General features: G+C 39.2%; 3 protein-coding genes. 1 reads left to right on the top strand and 2 read right to left on the bottom strand.

Going from position 1 to position 3,567, the window contains the following annotated elements; translation table 11 throughout:
* The first annotated feature begins 130 nt into the window (after window positions 1–130).
* Complete coding sequence (locus tag E4U82_RS19285) at window positions 131–613, top strand: transposase (RefSeq protein WP_135111868.1); 483 nt, start codon at window positions 131–133, stop codon at window positions 611–613.
* Between the two features lie 311 nt (window positions 614–924).
* Here the strand turns inward: E4U82_RS19285 and E4U82_RS19280 are convergent, their stop codons facing one another.
* Both E4U82_RS19280 and E4U82_RS19275 read right to left on the bottom strand, forming a co-directional pair.
* Window positions 925–2,130, bottom strand: a complete 1,206-nt coding sequence (locus tag E4U82_RS19280; protein WP_135111867.1) for a protein kinase domain-containing protein — start codon at window positions 2,128–2,130, stop codon at window positions 925–927.
* Window positions 2,131–2,296: 166 nt separating this feature from the next.
* Window positions 2,297–3,457, bottom strand: coding sequence for a nucleotide sugar dehydrogenase (locus tag E4U82_RS19275; RefSeq protein WP_135111866.1), 1,161 nt, complete (start codon window positions 3,455–3,457; stop codon window positions 2,297–2,299).
* Between the last annotated feature and the right edge of the window lie 110 nt (window positions 3,458–3,567).

The raw sequence follows: 3,567 nt of genomic DNA, 5'->3' as shown, positions 1-3,567 counted from the left end.
CTTTTAAAACATTGGTCTGTAGGGCTTTTTCAACCATTGGTAAATACACTGGCAATGTGTGGTAAATACCTTGGCAAACGGTGGTAAAAAAGATGGCAAGGGTGGTAAATTCCGATGGCTGTAATCACCTTTGATTTCGTTGCGGGACCATGAGTTGGAGGAAGTTCCGACTTGGCAAAGGAAAACCCACAACCCTGAACACCAAAGAAAACGGCAGGAAAAAGTCGAGAACGTCAAGGCCAAAAATCAAGCAAAACAAATTCAGATTGACGGCAAATATCAAGATATCCAAGACGAGCGTGTCCAGTGTGAACATGAATTCGCTGAGGCCAAGACAGTTCACGGCATGGATCGTGCCAGAAGCAGAGGGCTGGACTGTATGCAGGAACAGGCACTCTGTACCGCCATCGTTCAAAATCTTAAGAAGTTAAGCCGGTTCACAGGCAAAAGACCCAGGACCGGTATTTCAGCATGCGCTGAAACGAAAAAACGGGATGAAAGAAACCACGACAATCACTTTATTTCCCTTATTTTTAAGGGATTTCCAGAAAAATTATCGTCTTTGTTCGCATCTTTGATAGTTAAAAAATATAGTTTTTCACCGGACTTCTAAAGTGTTTATTTTTGTTCATTTTTATTTAGCGAAAACTGTCTGATTTAGTGTAGCAGTTACAAAAGGGCGTTTTGACGTTTATGGCATGGCTATAATCGCATTAAAGGCCTCATTCTTAATTCCTTTGCGTGGTCTTGTTTCTAGTGTCAGGGTTCAACATAAAATAGCAGCCATAAATTTATTAGAACCAAGGTGCAGCTCCACTGGAATATTAATTTTCATGTAACCAAAACTGTTTACTTTAGTTTATCAATTGCACCAAATTTCATTGAATTAGTCTATATTTAGATAGTAACAGACGCCTAAAATTATTAATTTCTCATGGAGGGGAATACTTTATATAAAAGTTCATCTCTCATATCTTTAACACTTGAAAATCGATCCTCTTTATTTGAGACTGCTTTTAAAATCAAATTTCTCAATTCTTTATTTTCTTCGCGATGAAATTTACTTTTGCGTCCTGTTAATATAAAATATATAACTTGTGCGAGAGCATATGTCTCATGCCGAATCTCATAGTTTTCAAAACCTACCTTGTTTAAATCAGAAAAATCGTTTATAGTACCCTTGATTTCGGTTCCTGTTCTGGTAAGTTTACTCTCAGGTCTCTTAACCAAACCAAAGTCAGATACCTTTATCCAAGAAGATTCGTCTTCGTAAATTTTGACTAATATATTCTGGAAACTTATATCTCTATGCAGTAGCTCTTTTGAATGAATGTATTCAAAAGCCCTTAATAATTGTATAACTAACGCTCTTCTGTCATTAAAAGAAAGCCTGTTGTTATTTTTATTCATATACTCTTCCAGCGAACAATCAGCCTTTTCCATCGTATATTCATTATTCGTTTCATTGTAATGATAGGCCTTAATTATAAATGGTGAATCAAGCTTTTTTAAATCATAATACTCTTTTTTAAACCTTGCCAATTCATCTGATCGGATATCCTTTTTTACCTTCTTCAATGCAAAATAACAATTATAATGAGGATCCTTATACTTATAAACGTCAGCATAAGAACCACTACCTATTAATTTCTTAGTTACAGACAAATTTTGTATAGGCGGTTGTATTGTTGTAGTATTCAAAATACTAAAGATCGCTTTGTAATCGATGATGTCGATCTCCGGAAAATCCTCTGGAATAGAGGTGCCTCCCCGGGGTACAAGAAAAGTTTTACATCTATTAAGTATCTCTCTATAATAATTATTGATGTCGAAACTATATTCAGGATATTCACTTTCAAGTGCAGCGTGTATTAGTTTAAGTTGTCGGTTCACTTCAATTAAATCTCTACTTTCGTCGGCATTGTAATGACCACCAGCCGGAGTATTTTTATGGTTCATAAACGTAAACAATTCATTTAACTGGTAATGTATAAGGGCGAAGATTTCTTTTAAGTCGTTATTGGAAACGTCAGCATAATATCCTTTGTATGAAGGTACACCTTCAGTATTAAATTTCGAGGACAGTTCATCTAATTTCATTGATAAAAAATTTTCTGCGTTACTGATCATTCAATTACCCCCGAAAAAATGAAAAAATACGTACTGTTCAACTATTTATCGTTATTTAATTTATTTTAAAAAAAATATACATATTTAAGAAAAACTCTTTTAATTCGGCTTAAAGAACTATTAATGTATATATAGCACCCTTTCAGGGGTGCCGTAAAAACTTCAATCAATCCCGACTAAACAAATCCCGTGTATAAATCTTCTCCTCAACATCCTTCAAATCATCCGTCATTCTGTTAGCGACGATGACATCTGATAAGTTCTTAAATTCGTCAAAATCATTCACAACACGGGAGTTGTAGAATGTTTCCTCTTTCAATGCTGGCTCGTACACCACCACTTCAATACCCTTCGCCTTAATACGCTTCATGACACCCTGGATGGCGGATTGGCGGAAGTTGTCGGAGTCTGTCTTCATCGTCAGGCGGTGAATGCCGACGACATCTGGGTTGCGTTCGATGATCATGTTGGCTACATGATCCTTGCGTGTGCGGTTGGCGTCCACGATGGCCTGCATGATGTTGTTTGGTACGTCCTCGTAGTTAGCGAGGAGTTGCTTGGTGTCTTTTGGCAGACAGTAGCCGCCGTAGCCAAAGGACGGGTTGTTGTAATGGCTGCCGATGCGCGGGTCAAGGGAGACGCCGTCGATGATCTGCTGCGTGTTCAGGTTGCGTACTTCGGCATACGAGTCCAGTTCGTTAAAGAAAGCGACGCGCATGGCGAGGTATGTATTCGCGAATAGCTTGATTGCTTCGGCTTCTGTCGAATTAGTGAATAGCACGTCGATATCTTCCTTCTCGGCGCCTTGGACGAGAAGATCAGCGAATGTTTGGGCGCGGTCGGACTTTTCGCCGACGATGATGCGTGATGGATATAGATTATCGTATAATGCTTTGCCTTCCCGTAAAAATTCGGGTGAGAAGATGATATTGTTGGTTCCGAATTCGGCATTGGTTTCTTTCGTGTAGCCAACCGGAATGGTCGATTTGATCACCATGACGGTATCTGGATTGGAGTCCAGGGCGTTACCGATGACGGTTTCGACGGTTGATGTGTCGAAATAGTTCTGATCCGGATCATAGTTGGTCGGTGTGGATATGATTACATAATCCGCATCGGCAAAGGCTTCCTCATGATTTGTGGTGGCGGTCAGGTTCAAGTTCTTGTTGGCGAGGAAGTCTTCTATTTCATTGTCGACAATCGGTGACTTCTTATTGTTGATCATATCGACTTTTTCCTGCATGATGTCGAATGCGACGACTTCGTTATGTTGGGCGAGCAGAACGGCGTTGGACAAGCCGACATAACCTGTTGTATATGGCAAAATAAAAGTACATAATTCGGCAGCCTAAAAGTACACAACTGCCGTTTATAAAAAAAGAGCCTTGCCAGTCATCCCTAAATCTAATAACCTCCTACATGTAAGTTCCAAAAACA

Origin of the sequence: Lentibacillus salicampi, assembly GCF_004565465.1 — a bacterium.
Classification (GTDB): Bacteria; Bacillota; Bacilli; order Bacillales; family Amphibacillaceae; genus Lentibacillus; species Lentibacillus salicampi.
The sequence above is the reverse complement of the archived record's forward strand: the minus strand, read 5'-3'. Positions and strand labels throughout refer to the sequence as shown.